A 24,216-nucleotide genomic window follows, 5' to 3' on the forward strand; every position below is an offset into this window, starting at 1 on the left:
TACGCTGGAGGCGCGTTCCGGAGCAGCAGAGCACCGCTTTCCGCCGGACAGGCATCAGTTCGCGGTCTCGGGGCTACTCTCTAACGCACCGATGGACGGCAGCCACCCCCAGCGCCCCGTCGGCACATCCAGAAAGCCGTCAAGGCCCTTTCGCTCACGCATCCAAGGAGTCCCGTCATGGGCACCTTGATCTTCTCCGCGACCGTGATCCTGGTCGTCGTGGGTTTCTCCAACCACACCCTCTGGCTCGCGGCGATCGTCCTGCTCTTCCTGTACGTCCGCTACGGCCGCACCGGGGGGAGCACGTCCACCGCGGGGTCCCCGGGCCCCGCCCCGCAAGGCTCCGGCGGACCCCCCGGAGCCGCGGGCCGCCCGGACTCCAGCTATCGGGCGTACCGCGACCGCCGCGACCGTCAGGCCAGGTGGGAGCGCCGCTACCGGCGCGAACGCCCACTGGAGGCGCGCCGCCAGGAACGTCAGAACTAGCCCCGGCCCCGGGGCGTCACAGTCCCGGGGACCGGCGAGGTCAGAGGCTCGGTGTCACTACGATCACGGTGGTCGTTCCTTCGTAGGGGGTCGCAGAGCGCCACGTCGGTCGTCTCCGAGGGCCCGGTTCCGGCTGCTGTGGCAGGTGCGCACCACGACGCGCGGTCAGCGAGGACACCGCTTCTTGTAGCTGCTCGGGTGTGAAGCCCGACTGGATGACGGCCTCAACGAGCACGTCCGGAAGGCCCCGGGGTTTCGGTGGCAAGGACTCACCCCCTCTCCGCCTGCTGCCGCTGTGGATCATCCTCTTCTCCTGCCCAGGGTGGAGTCGTCCTGCTACACCTTCAGACGCTCCGGGATGAACAGCTCGAAGGATTCCCGGTAGCAGAGAAACTGGACGCCGTTCTTCCGCATCAACCTCTCCAGTTCGGGCACTTCAGCCGACTCCCAGAGCTGCCGCCAGGTCCTCCCGAGGCTGCGGTACTCCCACCTGTCACAGGTCGGTACCTTGTGCAGGAATTCGTACTCGGCGTTCAGCGTGTCGAGCATCTTTTCGGCCTGGGGGCGCATCAGGGCCGTTCCGTAACGTCGGCCGGGTTTCATGTCCGTCATGATGACGGGCACCAGTTCCTCGATCTCGCGCATACGGGTCCCGTGGTCCTCGCCTACGACGTAGATCCGCTCTTCCGCCTGGGTGTCACCGAACTGTTCCATCAGGTGATGCTCGAAGGTGGCCAGCAGGCGGCCGGGCTCCCAAGACACCTGATCCTCGCAGCCGTACCGAGTCCTCCCACCCGTCATACGAGGGCTGACGCATCGGAATTTCGGGTACTCTTTGCGGCCGTTCTTCGTCTCCCTGCGAGAGACGTGCAAGCGCATCTTCCCCCTGCAGTACCCGCAGAGAACGACGTCCAGGAAGGGAGTTACGTTGATGGGAGGGGAGACCGAGAATGAGCGCTCGCAGAGGTGGGCCTGAAGTGCCTTCCACTCCTCGTCAGTAAAGATCGGTTCCGTCATGCGGATTTTGCTGCCGTTCTCCTTCATGATGGGGACGGTCACGTAGTACTTCTTGCCGGAGACCGGCCGGCTCTCCATCTTCCAGCCCATCAGGGCTTCGCTCTTGAGCATCTTGCGGATGCCGGCCGCCGTCCATGCGTACTCGCGTCCTGAGTCAGCGATGCGCTTGGACGGACGCGTGCCCCGTGGAGTCGGCTCCTTTCGACGGTTCAGATCGTCGGCGATCTCGGCGGCAGTCTCCGGCAAGTCCTGGGCGAGGAGACGGTTCGCGATCTCGCGAATGACGTCGACCTGTCGGGGATTCTGGCGAAGGTAGGCAGCCCCGTCCTCCGCCCTGTAGACCTCGAAGCCGTACGCAGGCATACCTCCCGGCCAGCGCTGCTGCTCCCGGATGCTCTCTCGGAAGCTCTTGACGCGTAGGGACGTGTTACTGGCCTCCATCTCTGCAAGGACGGAGAAGAGAGAGATGATCACGTGCTGGAACGGGCCAGTCATGTCGAAGATCGATTCAGTGACTGAGGCGAAGGTCTTCTTCCCGCAGCCGTCCGCCCAACGGAGCATGTCCTGCATGTCCGTGGCTTTGCGAATGAAGCGGTCCAGCTTCCAGAACAGGATGAGGTCGAATTCCGGGGCGCGTTCCTTGAGCCAATGCCCTAGCTCGGCTCGATCCATCGGGTGTTGTTTTGTCGCCGAGACGTGTGCGTCTCGCGCTACACCGACCTCAACCCAGTTGAGCCCTTGGGCGACCTTCTCGGTGATGTATGCGCGGGCGTCCGCGAGTTGCCGCTCAAGGCTCGTGGATTCGTCGGTCAGATAGCTGATTCGCAGGACTACGAGCACCCTGACGGGCTTCTGCCGCACAAAGGGGTCTGTGGCTGAGCCGATGGCCGTGTCAAACGTGATCACGGCGAAGGAGCCTACGTGCCTACTTCGCCGGTACAAGGCTTTCTTGTATCTGTGGACACTTTCGGGTGACTGTTCAGTCGATCAGTCCTGGCGCGTCCCAGAGCGGGAACCAGCGCGTCTTGTCCTTCTCGATGCGTAGGTCGTTCTCCAGTTGGGCGGCTACCTGGAACTCCAGCGCGTTGTCGCGTTTGTGCTGATCAGGGAGTGTGCATAGCGGGTAAAAAGTTCCGCGTTTGTACAAATAGACGAGGCCGAGGCGCCGTTGCCCGCTGTCTTGGAAACCCACCACGGAACACAGCAGCTGGGGCCCGAAGCCGGTGCCCTCCAGGGCGGTGTTGACCGCGTGCAGATCGCTCACCAGCGCCGGCAGGTCGTCGGGCGCGCGGCGGGAGACGAGCCACGAGTATCCGTACTCGTCCCGGCTGGTCTCCACCGGGGGACCCGTCCGCCCGGTGTCCGCGTCGAGCAGGGCCTGTGCCTCCTGGTGCGCCTCGGCGAAGGCCGCGCCCTCGACGGACGCGAAGCACACCGCGCCCGTGCCGGTCGGGGTGAACCCGGCCGCCGCCTGGAGGGTCACGGCCGCCGACGGCAGTCCGAAGAGCTGGTCGAGATCCGGTGCGGCGGGCTTGCTGCGGCCGAGCAGGATGTCCAGGAACCCCATGCGGTCAGACGGCCTCTCCGGGAGTCGGGGCGCTCGCTTCCGGCGCCGCGTGCTCGCCCAGCTCCGTGGAGATACGGGCCAGTTGTTCGAGCCGCTGCTCCAGGCTCGGGTGGGTGGAGAAGAGGTTGGCGATGCCGGGCTGGGCGCCGAGCGCGGGAGTGAAGTAGAAGGCGTTGAAGGCCTGGGCGGTCCGCAGGTCCTTCGTCGGAATCCGGCCGATGTCCCCGGTCACCTTGGTCAGCGCCGACGCCAGGGCCGAGGGGCGGCCGGTGAGCAGGGCCGCGGCACGGTCGGCGGCCAGTTCGCGGTACCGGGAGAGCGCCCTGATCAGCAGGAAGCTGATGGCGTACACCGCCGCGGACACCGCCATTACCAAGGTGAAGAGGGCCACGGTGTTCTGGTCCTTCTGGCCCCGGCCGCCGAAGAGCTGCGAGTAGAACGCGAACCGCACGATCAGCCCGGCGAGCACCCCGAGGAACGACGCCACGGTGATCACGGCGACGTCCTTGTGCGCCACGTGCGACAGCTCGTGCGCGAGGACGCCTTCGAGCTCGTCGGGCTCCAGGCGGCGCAGCAGCCCCGTGGTCACGCAGAGGACGGCGTGATCGGCGTTGCGCCCCGTGGCGAACGCGTTCGGCATGTCGAGGTCCGACACGGCGACGAGCGGCTTGGGCATGTCGGCCACGGCGCACAGCCGGTCGACCACGCCGTGCAGCTGGGGATACTCCTCCCGCTCCACGATCCGCCCGTGCATGGCGTACAGCGCGATCCGGTCCGAGAACCAGTACTGCGCGAGGAGCAGCCCGGCCGCGATCACCACGACCAGTACCCACGACTTCAGCAACACGATCAACGCGGCGACGAAGGCCACGTACAGCAATCCGAGCAGGAACAGCGTGACCGTCATGCGCACGGTCAGTTGCCGATCGCTCCGGAATCGGCTCTGCATCTCGCACCACCCCGCAGTCAGGCACTCGTCCCGCTTTCCATTGTGCGCCCGGGGTTCCCCATGAACAGGTGCCGATAGGCCCCGCTATGGGCAAAGAACCCTCCCGGGAACGGGGCGGCCCCCAAAGGGGGCGCCGCCGGGGAGAAACGCGCCGGCCGCGCCCCTCCCGGAGGAAGGGCACGGCCGGTGGTGTTGCGGCTGGAGCGACGGGCTTACACGTCGAAGTACAGCTCGAACTCGTGCGGGTGCGGGCGCAGCTGGAGCGGGGCGATCTCGTTGGTGCGCTTGTAGTCGATCCACGTCTCGATCAGGTCGGACGTGAAGACGTCGCCCGCGAGCAGGAACTCGTGGTCGGCCTCAAGGCGGTCGAGGACGGCCGGGAGCGAGGTCGGGACCTGGGCGACGCCCGCGTGCTCCTCGGGAGCCAGCTCGTACAGGTCCTTGTCGATCGGCTCGGCCGGCTCGATCTTGTTCTTGACGCCGTCCAGGCCGGCCATCAGCAGGGCCGAGAACGCCAGGTACGGGTTGCCGGAGGAGTCGGGCGCGCGGAACTCGACGCGCTTGGCCTTCGGGTTCGAGCCCGTGATCGGGATACGCATGGCCGCGGAACGGTTGCGCTGCGAGTACACCAGGTTGACCGGGGCCTCGAAGCCGGGGACCAGGCGGTGGTAGGAGTTCACCGTCGGGTTGGTGAAGGCGAGCAGCGACGGGGCGTGCTTGAGGATGCCGCCGATGTAGTAGCGGGCCATGTCCGACAGGCCCGCGTAGCCGGTCTCGTCGTAGAACAGCGGGGAGCCGCCGCTCCACAGGGACTGGTGGACGTGCATGCCCGAGCCGTTGTCGCCGAAGATCGGCTTCGGCATGAAGGTCGCGGTCTTGCCGTTGCGCCAGGCGACGTTCTTCACGATGTACTTGAAGAGCTGGAGGTCGTCGGCCGCGGCGAGCAGCGTGTTGAACTTGTAGTTGATCTCGGCCTGGCCGGCGGTGCCCACCTCGTGGTGCTGGCGCTCGACCTGGAGGCCGGACGCGGCCAGCTCCAGTGAGATCTCCGCACGCAGGTCGGCGAAGTGGTCGACCGGCGGGGTCGGGAAGTAGCCGCCCTTGTAGCGGACCTTGTAACCGCGGTTGTCCTCCACCGCGCCGGTGTTCCAGGCGCCGGCTTCGGAGTCGATGTGGTAGAAGGCCTCGTTCTCGGAGGTCTTGAAGCGCACGCTGTCGAAGACGTAGAACTCGGCCTCGGGACCGAAGTACGCGGTGTCCGCGATACCGGTCGACGCGAGGTAGGCCTCGGCCTTCTTGGCCACGTTGCGCGGGTCACGGGAGTACTGCTCGCCCGTGATCGGGTCGTGGATGAAGAAGTTGATGTTGACCGTCTTGTCGCGGCGGAAGGGGTCGACGCGCGCGGTGGACAGGTCGGCGCGGAGCGCCATGTCGGACTCGTGGATGGCCTGGAAGCCGCGGATGGAGGAACCGTCGAACGCCAGCTCCTCGGTCGGGTCGAAGGCCTCGGCCGGGATCGTGAAGTGCTGCATCACACCCGGCAGGTCGCAGAAGCGGACATCGACGAACTTGACGTCCTCGTCCGCGATGTACTTCTTGGCCTCGTCGGCGTTCTGGAACATCCAGCTCCTCCTACTCCCGCCCACAGTGGACCGGGGTGGTAGTTCGTTCGTGCGGCCAGTGCGGTGGCACACGCTGGAGCCGACCATAGGGACGGGGGATTTCTCAAGCGTGACCCATTTGTTTCACCCAAGTTAACCGACCCGGGTCGGCCCGGCCCCTCCTGTCCGTATGGCAAAACGGGCACAGTACCTTGGACGGGTGGACAACAGGCAAGCAATCGGATCGTGGCTCTCCGGCCCCCGCGCGGCGGCGGAGGAAGCCGGTGTCGACTTCGGATACCGGGGCGAACAGCTCGGTCTCCCGGAGCACGGACCGGGCTCGATCGCCCGCCCCGGCCGCCGTCTGGGAGCCCTCGCCGTCGACTGGGGCCTGTGCCTCTTGATCGCATACGGGCTGCTCACCGACGGCTACGACCAGGCGACGGGCAACTGGGCCCTGCTCGTCTTCTTCGTTCTCGGTCTGCTCACGGTCGGTACCGTCGGCTTCACGCCGGGCAAGCGCCTGTTCGGCCTGCGCGTCGTGCCCGAGGGCGGCGGCCGTCTGAACCCGCTGCGCGCCCTGCTGCGCACCGCGCTCGTGTGCCTGGCGGTCCCGGCGCTGATCTGGGACCGCGACGGCCGCGGCCTGCACGACCGGCTGGCCCGCACGATCGAGGTCCGCATCTGACGCTTCCGACCGCTCGTACTCCCCGGGGACAGGGGGACACGGGGGCACGGGGCGGACGATCTTCTACGACGATGGGGCGCCCGGAGAATCTCCGGGCGCCCCATCGTCGTAGAACCGCGTCGAACTCGTAGGTGGAGGGTCAGCCCTTCGGGCCGCCGCGCGGCATCCGCATGCCCTTGGGCATCGGACCCTTCGGCAGCGGCATGTTGCTCATCAGGTCGCCCATCGCGCGCAGCCGGTCGTTGGTCGCGGTGACCTGAGGGCCGGTGAGCACGCGCGGCAGCTTCAGCATCGTCGTGCGGAGCTTCTTCAGCTCCACCTGGCCCTCGCCGGTGCCCACGAGAATGTCGTGCACCGGGACGTCCGCGACGATCCGCGCCATCTTCTTCTTCTCGGCGGCCAGCAGGCTCTTCACCCGGTTCGGGTTGCCTTCGGCGACCAGCACGATGCCGGCCTTGCCGACCGCGCGGTGCACCACGTCCTGGCTGCGGTTCATCGCCACCGCCGGGGTCGTGGTCCAGCCTCGGCCGATGTTGTCGAGCACCGCCGCGGCAGCGCCGGGCTGTCCCTCCATCTGCCCGAAGGCGGCCCGCTCGGCCCTGCGCCCGAAGACGATCGCCGTCGCGAGGAAGGCGAGCAGAAGCCCGAGAATGCCGAGATAGACCGGGTGGCCGATCAAGAAGCCGATCGCGAGGAAGACACCGAAGGTGAGAATTCCGACAGCCGCGAGTACAAGACCGATCTTGGAGTCGGCCTTGCGGGTCATCTTGTATGTCAGGGCGATCTGCTTGAGTCGCCCGGGGTTCGCAGCGTTCGCTGCGGTTTCCTTCCTCGCCATGTCCACGAGTCTACGTGGCCCGCGAAGCGCCGACGACGGCAGTACCGGGCGAGCGGGGCCCGCGGCCCCGGGGGGAGCGGCGGTCAGGAGTGCGTGGAGACGGATTCCAGGACGCGCTGCGCCTCGAAGCGGTCCTTGGCACGGCGACGGTCCTCCAGGACGGAGGTCCAGGCGTTGCGGCGAGCGGTGCGCTGCCCGCTGCTCATGAGCAACGACTCGACGGCACGGAGTGCATCGGTGAACGAAGGAATCGCGGTGGCGCGTACGGGCGCGGCCTGCATGATGGAGGTCCCCCCTCGGGATCGGCGGCTCGGACGGGGCGGTGCGTGACGTAGGACCAGGGTCACTGATTGGTGTTACCAGGGCGTGACCGACCGGTCAAACACCAGTGAAGCCTTGATACGCCCGGACTTCCTGCTGACGCGGCCGTGAGGGTGTCTTCAACTGCGGGGATGGCGCGGGGGCTGTGAACGGTCCGTTGTGAAAGCCGGGCCGCTTGTGCCCGGATTCACACGAAAGCGGTGGCACTCGGTGCCACCGCTTTCGTTTCGCAACGTGATCCGTTCGGCGTATCAGACCGCCTGTGAGGCGACGTACGCCCCGCGCTTCTCGACGGCCATCTGGTAGAGGCGGCCGGCCCGGTACGAGGAGCGGACCAGCGGGCCCGACATGACGCCGGAGAAGCCGATCTCCTCGGCCTCCTCCTTCAGCTCCACGAACTCGTGCGGCTTGACCCAGCGCTCCACGGGGTGGTGGCGCACGGAGGGGCGCAGGTACTGCGTGATCGTGATGAGCTCGCAGCCCGCGTCGTGCAGCTGCCGGAGCGCCTCGCTGACCTCCTCGCGGGTCTCGCCCATGCCGAGGATCAGGTTCGATTTCGTGACCAGACCGTAGTCGCGGGCCTCGGTGATGACCTTGAGCGAGCGCTCGTAGCGGAAGCCCGGGCGGATGCGCTTGAAGATCCGCGGGACGGTCTCGACGTTGTGCGCGAAGACCTCGGGGCGCGAGGAGAAGACCTCGGCGAGCTGCTCGGGCTCGGCGTTGAAGTCCGGGGCGAGCAGTTCCACCTTGGTGCGGCCGGTCTCGCGTCCCGCCGTCTGGGCGTGGATCTGGCGGACCGTCTCGGCGTACAGCCAGGCGCCGCCGTCCTCCAGGTCGTCGCGGGCGACGCCGGTGATGGTGGCGTAGTTCAGGTCCATCGTGACGACGGACTCACCGACGCGGCGCGGCTCGTCGCGGTCCAGCGCTTCGGGCTTTCCGGTGTCGATCTGGCAGAAGTCGCAGCGCCGCGTGCACTGGTCACCGCCGATGAGGAAGGTGGCCTCGCGGTCTTCCCAGCACTCGTAGATGTTGGGACAGCCCGCCTCCTGGCAGACGGTGTGCAGGCCCTCGCTCTTCACGAGTGCCTGCATCTTCGTGTACTCGGGGCCCATCTTCGCCCGGGTCTTGATCCACTCGGGCTTGCGCTCGATGGGGGTCTGGCTGTTCCGGACCTCCAGGCGCAGCATCTTGCGTCCGTCGGGTGCGACTGCGGACACATCGGCTCCCTGTAACTTCGATTCTTCGGCGTACACCAGGGTACGCCCGTGCGGTTCTCGGCCCCCGCGGTGGGCAACCTTCGGGAGCGGGGGTGCATTCCCGTGGGGTTCCCGCCGCGTGGGCGCGGGGTCTAGGCGGGCGCGCGTTCCACGATCCGCGGTTGCAGTTCCGCGTTCTCGAGTACGTCCCTGAGGTGCTTCTCGGCCACCGGGAGGACCTCGGCGATGGTCACGTCGCGGCCCAGCTCGCCCGCGAGGGAGGCGACCCCCGCGTCACGGATCCCGCAGGGGATGATCCGGTCGAACCACGCGTTGTCCGGGTTCACGTTCAGGGCGAAGCCGTGCATGGTGATGCCCTTGGCGACGCGGATGCCGATCGCGGCGATCTTGCGGTCCTCGCGGCGCTGGCCAGCGTTGGACGGGGCGTACTCCGGGCCGTTGAGCCGCGGGTCGAACTCCTCGTCCTGGAGCCGGGGGTCGAAGTCGAGGGCGAGACCCCCGAGGGGGGACCGCTGTTCGGCGGGGTCCTTGGCGTCACCGAGGATCCAGACACCGCTGCGGCCTTCGACGCGGCTCGTCTCCAGGCCGAAGTCCGCACACGTACGGATAAGGGCGTCTTCCAGACGGCGTACGTGTGCTACGACGTCCACCGGGCGCGGGAGCTTCTGGATGGGGTAGCCGACCAGCTGGCCCGGGCCGTGCCAGGTGATCTTGCCGCCGCGGTCCACGTCGATGACGGGCGTGCCGTCCAGGGGCCGCTCGTTGTCCGCCGTGCGCCGGCCCGCCGTGTAGACCGGCGGGTGCTCCAGGAGCAGACAGGTGTCGGGGACCTCGTCCAGGAACCGGGCGGCGTGCACGCGACGCTGTTCGTCCCACGCCTCCTGGTACTCGACGGCCTCGGCACCGAATCCCATGCGGACGAACCGCAACTCACTCACGGCAAGCGCCTCCCTCGAAGCTTCCTCGGGCACGTGGTGATCCCCGTGCGGGGCGGGCGGAGGAACCTTTCGCCAGGTCCGTCGCGCGCCCACGCCACTGTACGTCCGTCCGATCCGCGTCAGCCCGACAGCTAATCCTCACACGATCGGATGAATGAATGTCGAAGTGTGCGATCACGTGCTTACGCTCCGCTACATTCGCGCCGTTCACGAGGCCATAAGGGCTGCTCACAGGCAATCCGGGCACCAGGCGGCCTCGGGGAGGCGAAAGCACGTTCCACGCCGCCCCGAGGCCCCCTGGGAACCCGAAAGGCAGGAGACCGCACCGCAGATGACGGAACGACCCGCGCAGCGCACGCCCAATCGACAGCTCGCCGCGCTCATCGCAGAAGCGGGGTTCTCCAACGCAGGTCTCGCCCGTCGCGTGGACCAGCTCGGACTCGAACACGGACTGGACCTGAGATACGACAAGACATCCGTGACCCGGTGGCTGCGGGGCCAGCAGCCCCGCGGGACCACTCCCGCGCTCATCGCCGAGGTGTTCACCCGACGCCTCGGCCGACGCCTGAGCGCGCAGGACCTCGGGCTCGACGCCTGCGCACCCGTGTACGCGGGGCTGGAGTTCGCCGCGACCCCCGAGGAGGCCGTGGACATCGTCAGCGGCCTGTGGCGCAAGGACTCCGGCAGCCACGCCGAGCTGCGCAAGATCGCCTTCACCCCGGCCGGACTGGTCGTGCCCAGCCGGGACTGGCTGATCGGCCGGGCCGACGACCGGGTCGCCCGCGGCGACCAGCCCTCCCGCGTGCCCGCCCAGGGCCGCCCCGCGGCGCCCAAGGTCACCGCACCGCCCGAACAGGGCGGACTCTCGTCCCAGCGGCGCGGCCGGACCGAGCGGGGCCCCGGCCAGCGGGTCAGCGGCGGGGACATCGCCGCGCTCCGCTCGGTCGGCGAACTCTTCCGCGCCCTCGACCACGCCTACGGCGGCGGCCACGCCCGCCAGGCGCTGGTCCGCTATCTGGAACACGAGGCCGAGCCGATGCTGCGCGGCGCGTACGGGGAGCAGACCGGCCGGCACCTGTTCGCCGCCGCCGCCGACCTCACCCGGCTCGCCGGCTGGACGTCGTACGACATCGGCGCGCACGGGCTCGCGCAGCGGTACTTCGTCCAGGCGCTGCGCCTGGCGCAGGCCGCGGGCGACCGCGTGTACGGCTCCTACGTGCTCATCACGATGAGCCGGCAGGCCGTCTACCTCGGGCACGGGCGCGAGGCCGTGCAGCTCGCGCGGGTCGCCCAGCAGGGCCTCGGCTCGGGGGGCCCGCACGTCGTGCAGGCGCTGCTGCACGCCGTCGAGGCGCGCGGCCACGGGGTGCTCGGCGAGGTACGGGCCTGCACGGCCTCCCTGGTCCGGGCCGAGCGCGCGCTGGAGACCTCCCGGACCGGCGACGAAGTCCCGCACTGGGCCCGGTACTTCGACGAGGCACAGCTCGCCGACGAGTTCGGGCACTGTCACCGGGACCTCCAGCAGTTCCGGGCCGCCGCGCAGCACGCCGAACGCTCGCTGCAACTGCGGGCGCCCGGCTACGCCCGCAGCCGGCTGTTCTGCCGGGTGGTGCTCGCCTCGGCACGGCTCGGGCTCGGAGAGCTCGACCAGGCCTGCCTGCTGGGCGCGGAGGCCGCGGGGCAGGCGGCGGAGATGCGGTCGGCGCGGGCCGTGGAGTACGTACGGGACTTCGAGAAACGCCTCGAACCGTACAAGGACGCCGCACCCGTCCGCGGCTACCGGGACAAGGTGGCCGCACTGAGCTGACCGGGGAGGCCGGGCAGGCCGGGCAGGCCGGGCAGGCCGGGCAGGCCGGGCAGGCCGGGCAGGCCGGGCAGGCCGGGCAGGCCAGGAAGGCGGGGGGATCGGGGAGGCCGGGGCGTCCCCGGTCTCCGGCCTGGGGTGCCGGAGACCGGGAAGCTCGGTTCCCCGCAGCGGAGTGCCGTCCGCCCGCCGGGAGCTCGGTCTGTTCAGGGGTCAGGCGGCGGCGGACTCCAGGGGCTCCGCCGACCGGGCCGGGCGGACGTCCAGGTCCGTCAGGAGGGCGTGGGCGGCCCGCCGGGCCGAGTGCAGCGCGCCCTGCACCGTGCTGGTGTCCCGGTGGTCGCCGCACACGTACAGGCCCGCGAGCAGCCGCACCGGGCGGCGCGGATCGTGCGGTGGCGGCGTCGCCGGGACCGCCTCGGGTTCGTGATGGACCGCCAGCAGTTCCCAGCGGGCCGTCGACGTCCCGTAGAGACGGGCCAGTTGGGCGCGGACCATCGCGTCCAGGTGGGCCGCTGCGGGCGGTGTGCCCAGCACGGTCGAGGAGATCAGGGCACGGCCCGCGGGCGCCCGGGTGGGGTCGACCTGGCTGACGACCGCCGTGTGCGCCACCGGACCGCTGCGGTCGGCGTCCAGGAGCAGTGCCGGATCGGTGAGCGGGGGTTCGTCCGTGGTGTGGTGCAGGACGGTCACCGGATGGAAGGCGGGGACGTGCAGTCCGGGCAGGAACTGGGCGGCGGCGCGGGCCCCGGTCGCCAACAGGATGGCCCGGCAGCGGAGTTCACCGTGCTCCCTCGTCGTCACGCTGGTCGTGGAGACGGCGGTGACCTGGACGCCCGTGTGCACGGTGCCCGGCGGGAGCGCGGCCGCGAGCAGCTCGGGGAGCGCGTCCGCGCCGCCCTCGGGCAGACACAGCCGGCCCGTCGCGAAGGAGTGCAGCGCGAGGTCCGCGCAACGGCTCGACGTCCGGAGCAGCGGGTCGCACAGCAGGGCCGCGAGGAGGGGGCGCAGAAAGGAGTCGACCGTACGGGCCGGAAGGCCCCGAGCGGTCAACGACCGCGCCGCGGTGAGGTCCGGGCGGGCGAGAAGGCGCTCCGGCGGAGTCGAGGCGAGGCGCGCGAGCGCCGTGGCGAGACGCGACTGGTCGAGGGGGCCACCGAGCGGCCCGGGGCGGCTGGTTCCGCGCGCGGGCCGGGCCAGCGGAAGCCGGGGGGCGCTCGCGAGGGCGCGCGCGGCAGTGAGTGCGCCCCTCGCGCTCCGGGGAGTGCCGGGCGCGCCCGCGGGGTGGCGTTGGCCGTCGCTGTGCAGCAGCACGCCCGGGGAGAACGGGCACAGGGCCAGGGCGTCCAGGCCCGGGGTGAGGCGCAGTTCCGGGTAGGAGGTGGACAGGAGCCGGCCGAGCCGGTCCAGCCGGAAGCCGTCGACTTTCTCCGTGGACATACGGCCACCCACATCGGGGGCGGCCTCCAGGACGGTGGTCCTCAGCCCCGCCCCGGTCAGATGCCGTGCGGCCGCGAGACCGGCGACACCGGCTCCCACGACGACGACGTCCACGTCTTGCGCGATCTCCGCCGTGTGCGCGGCTTGGCGTGCGGGCTCTAGCACGTGCCCCTCCTAGAGGTTGCGCGGCCGGTGGGGACGTCATGCCCCCAACACGCTTCCGGGATACCCGAGTTCGGATCGAGGGTGCGAGGCGCGGGCGTACGGGGGAAGTCGCGCGGCGGCCGTGCACGGGGGCATGGGGGGTGCATGTGTCCGCCCGGCGCAGGCGACGGGAGCCGCCGGGGCGGAGCGGCCGCCGGGGGGCACCCGTCGGCGGGGGCTCCCGGAGGCGGTGCCCCCTCTCAGTGCAGCGCCGCCCGCAACGCCCCCTCGATCGAGGGGAACGCGAAGGCGAAGCCCGACTCCAGGAGGCGGGTGGGCAGGACGCGCTGGCTGCCCAGGATGTCCTCGGCCATGTCGCCGAGGGCCAGCCGCAGCAGCGGGGCGGGAGCGGTCAGGAGGGTCGGGCGGCGCAGGACGCGGCCCATGGCCTCGGTGATCTCGCGGTTGGTGAGCGGGTCGGGGGCGGTCAGATTCACCGGCCCGGACAGGGACTCCGTGTCGATGAGATGCCGGATCGCGGCGACTTCGTCGTGCAGCGCGATATAGCTCCAGTACTGGCGCCCGTCGCCCATCCGCCCCCCGACGCCCGCCCGGAACAGCGGGAACAGCTTGGCCCAGGCCCCGCCCTCGCGGGACACCACGAGCCCGGTCCGGGGCAGCACCGTGCGCACCCCCGCCTCCTGCGCGGGAGCGGTCGCCTCCTCCCACTCCACGCAGACGGAGGCCAGGAACCCGTCCCCGGGCGGCGCCGACTCGTCCACCGCGCGGTCGTCGGTGTCGCCGTAGAACCCGATCGCGCTCCCGTTGACGAAGACCCGCGGCGGTTCGTCGAGCGAGGCCACCGCGTCCGCGAGCGTCGCCGTCCCGAGCACCCTGCTGTCCCGGATCTTCCGCTTGTAGGTCCGCGTCCAGGGCCTGGCGGCGACCGGGGCCCCCGCCAGATTGACCACCGCGGCACATCCGAGGAGCCCCACCGCGTCGATCCGCTGCCGCTGCGGATCCCATCGGACCTCGTCCCGCGAGCGCGGCTCACGGCGCACGAGCCGGACCACCTCGTGTCCCTCGGCGCTCAGCGAGCGCGCCAGCGCGGAGCCGATCAGGCCGGACGCGCCGGCGATCACGATGCGGGAACCCGGGGGCAGCGGTGAGTCGCTCATGGGTCCATCCTGCCCGTGCCGCCGCGGACATCACGGAACGGGCCCCAGCGCGGCGGTCGTACAGTGATCGGCATGTCAGCTGCTCCGCACATACGCACCGCCACCCTCGACGACGAGGACGTGCTCGGCCGGCTCGACCGCGACACCTGGTCCACGCTGCACGCCGTCATGCCGCGCCCCCGGCCGCCGTACGAACCCTTCTACAGCGAGCGGTTCGGTCCCCGGGACCATCTCGTCGCCGAACTCGACGGCCGGTTGGTCGGGTACATCCGGCTGGGCTTTCCCACCCCGCTCGCCTGCAACGCGCACGTCCGGCAGATCCTCGGACTCGCCGTCGCCGACGTGGCGCGCGGCGCCGGGGTGGGCCGGGCGCTGCTGCGGGCGGTGCGCGAGGAGGCCCGCCGCCAGGGTGCCCGGCGCATCACGTTGCGGGTGCTCGGCCACAACACCCCGGCGCGCAGGCTGTACGAGTCCGAGGGATTCGCCGTCGAGGGGATCCTGCCCGGGGAGTTCCTGCTGGACGGTGTGTACGTGGACGACGTCCTGATGGGGCGCGCGCTCTGATCGGCGCCCGGTCAGGCCCGGAACCCGGTCGGGTCAGGACGTGACGAGGTGGCCCGTGTCCACGCGCGCCGTGGCGTGCGCCGCCTTCCGGGCGTCGCCCGCGACCTCGTGCGCCGTCAGGACGTAACCCGTCTCGTTGTCCGAGGTCGAACGGGCGAAGACCACGCCGTACACCTTGCCGTCGGTGGTGAGGAGCGGGCCGCCGGAGTTGCCCGGACGGACGGTCGAGCGGATCGAGTAGATCTCGCGGGTGACGGTGCCGGAGTTGTAGATGTTCTGGCCGGTCGCGTTGATGCGGTTCGCGACCGTGGCCGCCTGGAGGTCCAGGCCGCCGTCCTGCGGGTAGCCCGCGACCACCGCGGAGTCGCCGCGCGAGGCCACTCCGTCGAAGGGAAGGACAGGGGCCCGCAGACCCGGCACGTACAGGACGGCGACGTCCTTCTGCGGATCGAAGAGCACCACCCGCGCCGGGTAGCTGCGTCCGACCCCGCCCACCCGGACGGTCGGCCGGTCGATGCCCGCCACCACGTGCGCGTTGGTCATCACGCGCCGGGGGGCGTAGACGAAGCCGCTGCCCTCCCGGCCCTGGTTGCCCGAGACGCCCTCGACCTTCACGGTGCTCAGCTTGGCGGCGTTCGTCGCGGACTCCGTCACGCTGTCCCCGGAGGGCTTGGCGACGCCCGCCGTCGGTTCGTTCTCGAAGGGGTTGAAGACCTGCGGGAAGCCCGCCTCCGTGAGCGCCGAGGTCGCGCGCGAGAACCAGGTCGGCGTGGTCTCCGGCATCGTCTGCTGCACGGCACCCAGCAGCGCCGAGTTGCGGATCGACTGCGTCACCACCGTGGACGAGGACGCGCCCAGGACGCTCGCCGCCACCCACGCCACCAGCAGCACGGCCAGCGTGTTCGCCGCGGCTCCGCCGATCCCGTCGGCCACCCGCAACGGTCCCTGGTCGAGCTCGCGGCGCAGCTTCAGCGCCAGCCGCCCGGCCAGCTCGTGGCCCACCACGGCGGGCACCAGCACCGTGAGGACCGCCGTGACCGTCGCCGCCGGTGTCCCCGCCGTGACCAGTTCCATCATCCAGGGCAGCACCCATACGCCGATCACGGCGCCGCCCACGAAACCGGCCAGCGAGACACAGCCGGCGACCAGGCCGCGGCGGTACCCGGACGCCGCGTAGACCAGGATCACCAGCATCAGCAGGAGGTCGAGCACGTCCACGGAGCCGCCTTTCTCTAGGGCCCCTTAGTACGCGCCGGGCGGGCCCAGTGATCAGCCACGCGCGTTCGGTGCCGTGGAAACGGCCACACACCCGTGGACCTGTAGAAACGTCCCGGACACGCACGATGGTTCCACCAGGTGGCACACCACACATCGCGGCCCGCGCGGATCCGGGTGAGGGTGGCTCCATGCGTGTCTTCCGGAAGACTCGGGGGCCTCGAATACGGAGCACGGAGCGGGCCCCCCGCTCCGTGCTCCACGGACGTCATGGACGCCCGGCGCACCGAGGCCGCCGGTTTCGCACAGGTGCGGGGCGAGCGCCCCGGGCCCCGGCCCGCTCCGGCGTACGGCGACGGGGGCCGGCACGGCCGCCGGGACCGGTCCTCGTCCTCCTCGGGTGCCTGCCCGGTCTGCTCGCCGTGCTGGCGCTGGTGCTGTGCGCGGCCGGGGTGGACCGCACGGCGGCCCGCGCCACCGTGCCGCCCCCGGTCGCGGCCCGGCCCGCCGTGGACCGGCCCGTCGCCCGGCCGACCATCGTGCCGCGCTCGAAGTGGCTCGATGCCGCGAGCACGCACCAGCAGCCGCCGCCCCGCTACGACGACCGCGTCGTCGCCGTCTTCATCCACCACACCGACTCGCCGAACGGCTACGACTGCGCCGACGCGCCCCGCATCATCCGCGACGTCTACGCGGGCCAGACCGGCGCCAAGCAGTGGGACGACATCGGCTACAACTTCCTCGTCGACCGCTGCGGCACGATCTACGAGGGCCGCGCGGGCGGCGTCGACCGGCCCGTCACCGGGGCACACGCACAGGGCTTCAACCACCGCACCGCCGGGATCGCCGCGATCGGCACCTTCACGGCCGGAACACCGGTGCCGAAGGCGATGACCGACGCGATCGCCCGCCTCGCGGCCTGGAAACTCGGGCTCACCGGGGCCGACCCCCGGGGCACGGTCCGCCTGGTCTCCAGCAACAGCCTCAGCCGCTACCCGTCGGGCACCACCGCCGTGCTCTCCACCGTCTCCGGCCACAACGCCGGCTTCATGACCAGCTGCCCCGGAGCGGCCCTCACCGCCCGAATCCCCGCGATCCGCGCTCTCGCGGCCCGCTATCAGGGCCGCTGACCGCCCCGCGGAACCCCGCGCCGACAGTCACAGGCACGCCGAGGGCCGCTCACAGACTCCCCAGAACCGCGCACCCTACCGTCGTCGTACGCACTGACCGGAGGTGGGGATCATGAGGATCAGTCGGACGGAAACCGCTGGGCACACGGGGAGCGGGGCGGACGCGGAGCCGGCGGACGGCTGGGTGAAGGCCGCGCTCGGCCCCTGGACGGTGGTCTGCGCGGTGGCGACGGTCGTCCTGGGCCCGGCGGCGGACACGGCGTCCGCGCTGGACCAGGCCAACGCGGCCCCGATGCACCACGCGGTGCGGGCCGAACAGACGCGGGCGTACCTCCCCGCGGACCTCGGCCGCCGACGGACGGCGGCCTGAGACGCGCGCCGTCAGTCCTCCCTGAACCGCTCCCACAGCTTGGGGTAGCGCTCCGCGACGACGGACTCGTTCTCGAAGTCGAGCGGGGTTCCCTCGGGTTCCGCGGCCGCGGCCGGGATGCCCAGGGCGGGCGCGACGGCACCGGTCAGCTGCTCGTAGGCCTCGTCGGCCGCGTAGCCCAGCTCCTCGCCGTCGCCGTCGATCTCCTCGTCGAAGTCCTCCAGGAGCTCGGCGAGCGTGTCGGGGTCGTGCATCGCGCCCTCGAAGACCTCCCGGCCCTGGCCGATCAGCCAGCACCGGAAGAAGTCGAAGGCGTCGTCGCTGACCCCGTCGAGCAGTACCCAGGCGGCGCCCCACAGATCCCAGCGGTACGCGCGGTTGTAGCGGGACTCGAAGTGCCGGGCGAAGTCCAGGACAGACTCCGGGTCCAGCTGGACGAGCCGCTCGACGAGCAGGTCGGCCTGTTCCTCGGGGTCGCCCTCGGCAGCCTCGCGGGTCGAGTCCACCAGCTGCCAGAACTCCGTCTCGTCCATCACGGGTCCAGCATCGGGCCTGGGCGGGAGGGACGCACGCGGAGTGGCGCAGATTGTTATGCATGCACATGCCGAAGGTAAAACCGCCGGGTTCGTACGGATTTCAAGAGATCGGCGCGGAGCCGCTCCGCGCAGACCGTGATCACCGGTAGAGCGACGCCGATCTGGCCGCGTCCCGCGCACAGCGGTCCCGCAGGGTCGCCGGAGCGAGCACCTCCACGTCCGGCCCGAGCCCCCGCAGCTGGCTGTGGGCGACCTCCTCGGACTCGACGGGCAGCGTGAGCGTCACCCAGCCCCGCCCGTCGGGAGCACCGGACGTACTCAGCCCCTCCTTCACGGACGCGGGATCGAGGACGTACGGCAGCCGTCGTACGCCGTCCGGGGAGAGCCGTACGACGACCTCGGAGCGCAGCACGGACCGGGCGAACTCCTCGGCCCGCTCCTCCCAGAACCCCGGCAGGTCGAACCCGTCGTCCCGTCGGAACCGCTCCGTACCGAGGTCGACGGCGGTGAACCGGTCGATCCGGTACACCCGGAAGGCGTCCGCGTCCGCCACCCGCGCGCACAAATACCAGACGCCCGCCTTGAGGACGAGCCCGTACGGTTCCAGCGCCCGCTCCACCTCCGACGTGCCCCGCCGATAGCGCGCGACGATCGGGCGGTCGTCCCACACCGCGTCCGCGACCGAGGGCAGCAGCTCCGGCGTCCGCGGCTCGCTGAACCAGGCCGGCGCGTCCAGATGGAACCGCTGCGCTGCCGTCCGCGAGGCGTCCCGCACCGAGGGCAGCAGCGCCGCCGACACCTTCAGCCGGGCCGCCGAAGCCGTGTCCTCCAGACCCATCTCGCGCAGCGCCCCCGGCACCCCGCTCAGGAACAGGGCCTCCGCCTCGCTCCGCGCAAGCCCTGTCAGCCGTGTCCGGTACCCGCCGACCAGACGGTAGCCGCCGGCCCGCCCCCGGTCCGCGTACACCGGGACGCCCGCCTCCGACAGCGCCTGCGCGTCCCGCGTGATCGTGCGCTCGGACACCTCCAGCTCCCGCGCCAGCTCGGCGGCCGTCATCGACGCGCGGGTCTGGAGCAGCAGCACCATCTTGATCAGACGAGCAGCACGCATGTGTTCATGATGCCGGGCACCACCGACAACCATGAGACCGGCGGAGACCGGCGGCCGGCCTCGAAGGGGTGCGCCGAACGACCGAGAAGGGGTACGGCGACCGCCGTACCCCTTCACCGAGTTCACTCCTGGCCCGGTCCTACAGGCCGTAGCGCTCCCGGGCCTCCTTCACCGCCGACGCCTTGACCTCACCGCGGCGGGCGAGCTGCGCCAGCGCCGCGACGACGATCGACTGGGCGTCCACGCCGAAGTGGCGACGGGCCGCCGCACGGGTGTCGGAGAGACCGAAGCCGTCGGCACCGAGCGAGGACCAGTCCTGCTCGACCCACTGCGCGATCTGGTCCGGGACCTGGCGCATGTAGTCGGAGACCGCGAGCACCGGGCCCTCCGCTCCCTGCAGCGCCTGGCGGACGAACGGCATCCGCTCCTCGCCGCGCAGCAGGGCCGCGTCGGCCTCCAGCGCGTCACGGCGCAGCTCGGTCCAGGAGGTCGCGGACCACACGTCGGCGGCCACGCCCCACTCCTCGGCGAGCAGCCGCTGGGCCTCCAGGGTCCAGTGGATCGCCGTGCCGGAGCCGAGCAGCTGGATGCGCGGAGCGTTCGCCGCGGCCACGTTCAGACCCGCCGACTCCGCCGTGTTGAAGCGGTACAGGCCCTTGACGATGCCCTCGTCGATACCGAGACCGGCCGGCTTGGCGGGCTGCGGCATCGGCTCGTTGTAGACGGTCAGGTAGTAGAAGACGTCCGGGTCCTCGCCCGGGGCCGCCTCGCCGTACATCCGGCGCAGGCCGTCCTTGACGATCGTCGCGATCTCGTACGCGAACGCGGGGTCGTAGGACAGCGCGGCCGGGTTGGTCGCCGCGATGACGGGGGAGTGGCCGTCGGCGTGCTGCAGGCCCTCACCGGTCAGGGTCGTACGACCGGCCGTGGCACCGACCAGGAAGCCGCGGCCGAGCTGGTCGCCGAGCTGCCACATCTGGTCGGCCGTGCGCTGCCAGCCGAACATCGAGTAGAAGATGTAGAAGGGGATCATCGTTTCGCCGTGCGTGGAGTACGCGGTGGACGCGGCGATGAAGTCCGCCATGGAACCGGCCTCGGTGATCCCCTCGTTGAGGATCTGGCCGTCCTTGGCCTCCTTGTAGTACATCAGCTGGTCGCGGTCGACCGGCTCGTACGTCTGGCCCTTGGGCGAGTAGATGCCGAGGGACGGGAAGAGCGACTCCATACCGAAGGTACGGGCCTCGTCCGGGACGATCGGCACCCAGCGCTTGCCGGTCTCCTTGTCGCGCACCAGGTCCTTGACCAGCCGGACGAACGCCATCGTCGTCGCCAGGTTCTGGGTGCCGGAGCCCTTGTCGAAGGACGCGAACGTCTTGTCGGCGGGGGCCGGCAGCGGGGCCAGGGCGTGCGTGCGGCGGGCCGGGGCCGGGCCGCCGAGGGCGGCGCGGCGCTCCTGGAGGTAACGGACCTCGGGAGAGTCGGCGCCCGGGTGGCCGTAGGGCACCACGCCGTCGACGAACTGGCTGTCGGAGATGGGCAGTTCGAGCAGATCACGCATCTGCTTGAACTCGTCCGTCGACAGCTTCTTCATCTGGTGGTTGGCGTTCTTCGACGCGAAGCCCTCGCCGAGGGTGTGGCCCTTGACCGTCTGGGCCAGGATGACCGTCGGCGCGCCCTTGTGGGAGAGGGCGGCGCGGTAGGCCGCGTACACCTTGCGCGCCTCGTGGCCACCGCGGGAGAGGTGGAAGCACTCGAGGATCTTGTCGTCGCTCAGCAGCTTCGCCATCTCGACGAGCGCCGGGTCGGCGCCGAAGAAGTCCTGGCGGATGTAGGCGGCGTCACGGGTCTGGTACGTCTGCACCTGCGCGTCGGGTACCTGGCGCAGGCGGCGGACGAGCGCGCCCGTGGTGTCGAGCCGGAACAGCTCGTCCCAGGCGTTGCCCCACAGCGACTTCACGACGTTCCAGCCGGCGCCGCGGAACTGCGCCTCCAGTTCCTGCACGATCTTGAAGTTCGCGCGGACCGGGCCGTCGAGGCGCTGCAGGTTGCAGTTGATGACGAAGGTCAGGTTGTCCAGACCCTCGCGGGAGGCGAGTGCGAGTGCGGCCGTCGACTCCGGCTCGTCCATCTCGCCGTCACCGAGGAACGCCCACACGTGGGACGCGGAGACGTCCTTGATGCCGCGGTTGGTGAGGTAGCGGTTGAAGCGGGCCTGGTAGATCGCCGACAGCGGGCCGAGGCCCATGGAGACGGTCGGGAACTCCCACAGCCAGGGCAGCCGGCGCGGGTGCGGGTACGACGGGAGGCCGTTGCCGCCCGCCTCCTGGCGGAAGTTGTCCAGGTGGTGCTCGTTCAGGCGTCCGTCGAGGAAGGCACGGGCGTAGATGCCGGGGGAGGCGTGGCCCTGGATGTAGAGCTGGTCGCCGGACCCGTCACCCTCCTTGCCCTTGAAGAAGTGGTTGAAGCCGGTCTCGTAGAGCCAGGCCGCGGAGGCGAAGGTGGCGATGTGGCCGCCGACGCCGTGCTTCGCGCCCCGGGTCACCATCGCGGCCGCGTTCCAGCGGTTCCACGCGGTGATCCGGGCCTCCATCGCCTCGTCGCCGTCCACGACGGGCTCGGCGGCGGTGGGGATGGTGTTGACGTAGTCGGTCTCGAGCAGCTTGGGCAGCGCGAGACCGTTGCCCTCGGCGCGTTCCAGCGTGCGGCGCATCAGGTACGCGGCACGGTGCGGCCCGGCCGCCTGGGTGACGGCGTCCAGGGAGGCCTGCCATTCGGCGGTCTCCTCGGGGTCGCGGTCCGGGAGCTGGTCGAGCTCGCTCGGCTGGATTGCGGTGGGGTCGGTCATTGCGCCGCCTTCCGGATGCGGAGGGGGGTTCCCTCATCGGCAAGGGGTGTTCGGGGGTGCCCTTGGTCTATGGCAGGACAGGGCGAGGGCTCTTGTAGGAGCCCGTCGGTGACTGTAACTCCCTGATCGATGATCGATCAAAGGATTCCGGGGGAAAACCCCTTCAGATCGGAAAGTCGGCACGGGGTGCCTTGAAGCCAGGCACGGCGTGCCGTGAAAATCGAAGGTTTTCGCAGGTGAGGGCACGCTTGAGCGCGGGTGCGCTCCCCTGCGCCGGGGCCGCCCGACCGTCCCTCACGGGCGCGGGGCGCACCCGAGGACATGGGCCTTCACGAGGTCGGCGATCAGCGGATCGCGCCGCCGGAAGGCGTCCACGAGGGCCTCGTGCTCCTCCGCGTACGACTGCTGCACGGTCCCGAGCCACCGGATGGACAGGGCGGTGAAGACCTCGATGCCGAGGCCCTCCCAGGTGTGCAGGAGGACGGAGTTCCCGGCGGCCCGGACCAGCTCGCGGTGGAACCCCACGGTGTGCCGCACCTGGCCCGTCCCGTCGGCCAGCCGGTCGGCCTCGTACAGCGCCGTCACATGCGGTTCCAGCGCCGAGCAGTCCTCGGCGAGCCGCTCGGCCGCCAGCTCCGCGGCGATGGCCTCCAGACCGGCTCGTACGGGGTAGCTCTCCTCCAGGTCGGCGGCCGTCAGATTCCGCACCCGCACGCCCTTGTTCGGCGCCGACTCGATCAGCCGCAGCGACTCCAGCTCGCGCAGCGCCTCCCGCACCGGGGTCTGGCTGACCTCCAGCTCGGTGGCGATCCGGCGCTCCACGATCCGCTCGCCCGGCTTCCAGCGCCCGCTGACGATCCCCTCCACGATGTGCTCGCGGATCTGTTCGCGCAGCGAGTGGACGACGGGCGCGGTCATGAAGGCTCCTTTGGGAGGGGCTGAATCCAATACAGCGGCCCGGAGGGCCTCGATGAGGGGCGGTGGTCGGGCGACGGGCGGGCCCCGGGGGCGTTTGACGTTTAGACAATACGGCCGTGCCCCGGTCGGTGAGGGGTGCTTGGCGGCGCTTTCCCGCAGGTGAGACGAGACTTACACGCTGTCAGAGTGTTCCCGGCCGTACGGGCCCGTACCCGGTGATGTCGGGATTCGTGCCGTCGGTGCCACCGCGGAAACCGGGCGCCGCGAAAACACGGCACCCCCGCCCGGAGTTCCGGACGGGGGTGCCGTGTGAGCGTACGAGCGGTGCGGGCTACAGGCCGAGCTCGACCTCGAACTCGCCCGCCTCCAGGATCGCCTTGACCGCGGTCAGGTAACGGGCCGCGTCGGCGCCGTCCACCAGACGGTGGTCGTAGGAGAGCGTCAGGTAGGTCATGTCGCGGACGCCGATGACGGTGCCCTCCTCCGTCTCGATGACGGCCGGACGCTTGACCGTGGCGCCGATGCCGAGGATCGCGACCTGGTTCGGCGGCACGATGATCGTGTCGAAGAGCGCGCCGCGCGAGCCGGTGTTGGAGATGGTGAAGGTCGCGCCGGACAGCTCGTCCGGGGTGATCTTGTTCGCCCGGACCTTGCCCGCCAGGTCGGCGGTGGCCTTGGCGATACCGGCGATGTTCAGATCGCCCGCGCGCTTGATGACCGGGGTCATCAGGCCCTTCTCCGAGTCCACCGCGATACCGACGTTCTCGGTGTCGAAGTAGGTGATCGTGCCCTCGTCCACGTTGATCCGGGCGTTGACGGCCGGGTGGGCCTTCAGCGCCTGGGCCGCCGCCTTCACGAAGAACGGCATCGGGGAGAGCTTGACGCCCTCGCGGGCCGCGAAGGAGTCCTTCGCCTGCGCGCGGAGCTTCATCAGGCGGGTGATGTCGACCTCGACGACCGAGGACAGCTGCGCCTGCTCGTGCAGGGCCTTCACCATGTTGTCGCCGATGACCTTGCGGATGCGGGTCATCTTGACGGTCTGGCCGCGCAGCGGGGAGGACTCCAGGACCGGCGCCTTCTTGGCGGAGGCGGCCGGGGCGGAAACGGCGGGCGCCGGAGCGGCGGCCGCGGCCTTCGCGGCCTCGGCGGCCGCGACGACGTCCTGCTTGCGGATACGACCGCCGACGCCGGTGCCCTTGACGGCGGCCAGGTCGACGCCGTTCTCGGCGGCGAGCTTGCGCACCAGCGGGGTCACGTACGCACCGTCGTCAACGGCGGCCGCGGCGGGCGCCGGAGCCGGGGTGACGGGAGCGGGCGCCGCCACCGGCGCGGGGGCCGG

The 24,216-nt window shown here is 70.7% G+C and carries 22 protein-coding genes; 6 read left to right on the top strand and 16 right to left on the bottom strand.

From position 1 onward, the window contains the following. Nucleotides 1–177 precede the first annotated feature (177 nt). Entirely contained in the window at nt 178–486 is a 309-nt protein-coding gene (locus tag ABZX90_RS24715) for a hypothetical protein (RefSeq protein WP_355208051.1), read from the top strand. A gap of 336 nt (nt 487–822) precedes the next feature. Here ABZX90_RS24715 and ABZX90_RS24720 read toward each other — a convergent pair whose 3' ends face one another. From ABZX90_RS24720 to glnA, 4 genes are all read right to left on the bottom strand, one after another. Next, a complete protein-coding gene (locus tag ABZX90_RS24720) occupies nt 823–2,409 on the bottom strand; it encodes a recombinase family protein (protein WP_355208054.1) in 1,587 nt (528 codons plus the stop codon). A gap of 73 nt (nt 2,410–2,482) precedes the next feature. Next, nucleotides 2,483–3,070, bottom strand: a complete 588-nt coding sequence (locus ABZX90_RS24725; protein WP_351122149.1) for a hypothetical protein — start codon at nt 3,068–3,070, stop codon at nt 2,483–2,485. Nucleotides 3,071–3,074: 4 nt separating this feature from the next. Further along, entirely contained in the window at nt 3,075–4,019 is a 945-nt protein-coding gene (htpX, locus tag ABZX90_RS24730; protein ID WP_351122152.1) for a zinc metalloprotease HtpX, read from the bottom strand. 212 nt (nt 4,020–4,231) lie between these two features. Continuing rightward, nucleotides 4,232–5,641, bottom strand: a complete 1,410-nt coding sequence (gene glnA / locus ABZX90_RS24735) for a type I glutamate--ammonia ligase (protein ID WP_351122155.1) — start codon at nt 5,639–5,641, stop codon at nt 4,232–4,234. A 199-nt stretch (nt 5,642–5,840) separates the two neighbouring features. On the opposite strand from glnA, the gene ABZX90_RS24740 reads away from it, so the two are divergent. Continuing rightward, nucleotides 5,841–6,308: an RDD family protein gene (locus ABZX90_RS24740; protein WP_355208059.1), complete on the top strand. Its 468-nt coding sequence runs from the start codon at nt 5,841–5,843 to the stop codon at nt 6,306–6,308. A 139-nt stretch (nt 6,309–6,447) separates the two neighbouring features. Here ABZX90_RS24740 and ABZX90_RS24745 read toward each other — a convergent pair whose 3' ends face one another. The 4 genes from ABZX90_RS24745 to lipB form a co-directional block, all read right to left on the bottom strand. After that, nucleotides 6,448–7,146 (bottom strand): DUF4191 domain-containing protein, encoded by a 699-nt coding sequence (locus ABZX90_RS24745; protein ID WP_351122160.1) that lies wholly within the window; start codon nt 7,144–7,146, stop codon nt 6,448–6,450. Between the two features lie 83 nt (nt 7,147–7,229). Beyond that, the gene (locus tag ABZX90_RS24750; protein WP_351122163.1) at nt 7,230–7,427 is read right to left on the bottom strand and encodes a hypothetical protein; all 198 of its coding nucleotides are present in this window, start codon (nt 7,425–7,427) and stop codon (nt 7,230–7,232) included. Nucleotides 7,428–7,718: 291 nt separating this feature from the next. After that, nucleotides 7,719–8,684: a lipoyl synthase gene (gene lipA, locus ABZX90_RS24755; protein WP_351122165.1), complete on the bottom strand. Its 966-nt coding sequence runs from the start codon at nt 8,682–8,684 to the stop codon at nt 7,719–7,721. A gap of 131 nt (nt 8,685–8,815) precedes the next feature. After that, nucleotides 8,816–9,622 (bottom strand): lipoyl(octanoyl) transferase LipB, encoded by an 807-nt coding sequence (lipB, locus tag ABZX90_RS24760; protein WP_355208064.1) that lies wholly within the window; start codon nt 9,620–9,622, stop codon nt 8,816–8,818. Nucleotides 9,623–9,953: 331 nt separating this feature from the next. On the opposite strand from lipB, the gene ABZX90_RS24765 reads away from it, so the two are divergent. After that, the gene (locus ABZX90_RS24765) at nt 9,954–11,429 is read left to right on the top strand and encodes a regulator (RefSeq protein WP_351122171.1); all 1,476 of its coding nucleotides are present in this window, start codon (nt 9,954–9,956) and stop codon (nt 11,427–11,429) included. A 210-nt stretch (nt 11,430–11,639) separates the two neighbouring features. Here the strand turns inward: ABZX90_RS24765 and ABZX90_RS24770 are convergent, their stop codons facing one another. Together ABZX90_RS24770 and ABZX90_RS24775 are read right to left on the bottom strand one after the other, a co-directional pair. Continuing rightward, nucleotides 11,640–13,031: an NAD(P)/FAD-dependent oxidoreductase gene (locus ABZX90_RS24770; RefSeq protein WP_355208067.1), complete on the bottom strand. Its 1,392-nt coding sequence runs from the start codon at nt 13,029–13,031 to the stop codon at nt 11,640–11,642. A 239-nt stretch (nt 13,032–13,270) separates the two neighbouring features. Next, a complete protein-coding gene (locus tag ABZX90_RS24775; RefSeq protein ID WP_355208070.1) occupies nt 13,271–14,188 on the bottom strand; it encodes a TIGR01777 family oxidoreductase in 918 nt (305 codons plus the stop codon). 72 nt (nt 14,189–14,260) lie between these two features. Between ABZX90_RS24775 and ABZX90_RS24780 the strand changes: the two genes are divergently transcribed. After that, nucleotides 14,261–14,752 (top strand): GNAT family N-acetyltransferase, encoded by a 492-nt coding sequence (locus tag ABZX90_RS24780; RefSeq protein WP_355208077.1) that lies wholly within the window; start codon nt 14,261–14,263, stop codon nt 14,750–14,752. 33 nt (nt 14,753–14,785) lie between these two features. On the opposite strand, the gene ABZX90_RS24785 is transcribed toward ABZX90_RS24780, so the two are convergent. After that, nucleotides 14,786–15,970, bottom strand: a complete 1,185-nt coding sequence (locus ABZX90_RS24785; protein ID WP_351122181.1) for a MarP family serine protease — start codon at nt 15,968–15,970, stop codon at nt 14,786–14,788. Nucleotides 15,971–16,371: 401 nt separating this feature from the next. On the opposite strand from ABZX90_RS24785, the gene ABZX90_RS24790 reads away from it, so the two are divergent. Both ABZX90_RS24790 and ABZX90_RS24795 read left to right on the top strand, forming a co-directional pair. Beyond that, a complete protein-coding gene (locus ABZX90_RS24790) occupies nt 16,372–17,097 on the top strand; it encodes a peptidoglycan recognition protein (protein WP_355208119.1) in 726 nt (241 codons plus the stop codon). A gap of 112 nt (nt 17,098–17,209) precedes the next feature. Then, nucleotides 17,210–17,467: a hypothetical protein gene (locus ABZX90_RS24795; RefSeq protein ID WP_355208081.1), complete on the top strand. Its 258-nt coding sequence runs from the start codon at nt 17,210–17,212 to the stop codon at nt 17,465–17,467. Between the two features lie 11 nt (nt 17,468–17,478). Here the strand turns inward: ABZX90_RS24795 and ABZX90_RS24800 are convergent, their stop codons facing one another. The 5 genes from ABZX90_RS24800 to sucB all read right to left on the bottom strand — a co-directional run. Further along, nucleotides 17,479–18,000, bottom strand: coding sequence for a DUF4240 domain-containing protein (locus ABZX90_RS24800; RefSeq protein ID WP_355208122.1), 522 nt, complete (start codon nt 17,998–18,000; stop codon nt 17,479–17,481). 142 nt (nt 18,001–18,142) lie between these two features. Further along, the gene (locus tag ABZX90_RS24805) at nt 18,143–19,114 is read right to left on the bottom strand and encodes a WYL domain-containing protein (RefSeq protein WP_355208083.1); all 972 of its coding nucleotides are present in this window, start codon (nt 19,112–19,114) and stop codon (nt 18,143–18,145) included. A 139-nt stretch (nt 19,115–19,253) separates the two neighbouring features. Continuing rightward, entirely contained in the window at nt 19,254–21,959 is a 2,706-nt protein-coding gene (aceE, locus tag ABZX90_RS24810; protein ID WP_355208085.1) for a pyruvate dehydrogenase (acetyl-transferring), homodimeric type, read from the bottom strand. 294 nt (nt 21,960–22,253) lie between these two features. Next, nucleotides 22,254–22,877 (bottom strand): GntR family transcriptional regulator, encoded by a 624-nt coding sequence (locus ABZX90_RS24815; protein ID WP_261708522.1) that lies wholly within the window; start codon nt 22,875–22,877, stop codon nt 22,254–22,256. Nucleotides 22,878–23,208: 331 nt separating this feature from the next. Further along, nucleotides 23,209–24,216: 2-oxoglutarate dehydrogenase, E2 component, dihydrolipoamide succinyltransferase (gene sucB / locus ABZX90_RS24820; protein WP_355208089.1), on the bottom strand; the 1,008-nt coding region annotated here is incomplete at its 5' end.

The sequence above is a fragment of the Streptomyces sp. NPDC002935 genome, from assembly GCF_040611295.1.
Lineage (GTDB): Bacteria > Actinomycetota > Actinomycetes > Streptomycetales > Streptomycetaceae > Streptomyces.